This is a genomic window from Stenotrophomonas sp. 10N36, from assembly GCF_056395005.1.
The window spans coordinates 1-355 of record NZ_JBFTIS010000056.1; the positions used below are offsets into that span (position 1 = coordinate 1).

Annotated in this window: 1 pseudogene; it reads left to right on the forward strand. The window is 56.3% G+C overall.

The features are described 5' to 3' along the window. Positions 1 to 150 precede the first annotated feature (150 nt). A pseudogene (locus AC1DCJ_RS20335) lies at positions 151 to 355 on the forward strand (site-specific integrase); the annotation flags it as partial.

Sequence of the window (355 nt, forward strand, 5' to 3'; positions counted from 1 at the left end):
ACAGGAGCCCCATTCGTGGGGCTCCTTCTTTTTTGTGTTTTTTTTGACCGGAAGGACAATCGGATATAGCCACGCATACGTGAAATCAGACGAGCAAGGGTAGTGCCCGAGCTGTCGGTCCATGTAATGCAAGGCGGTGAATGTGTCCCGATGCTCCACGACGAGCGCTGGCTGCCACTGTTCTATCCCAGCCGGTTTGCGACCTCACAGCTCCGCAACGCCGGTGTTGCTGTCAGCACAATTGGTAACACGCTTGCCGACCTCATCGTGCTGCTGCGCTGGGAGCAGGCTCATCAGCGGGATTTGCTGTCAGAGTTTCGCAACGAGTGCTTTCCCAGCCTTGCTGACGTGGTCT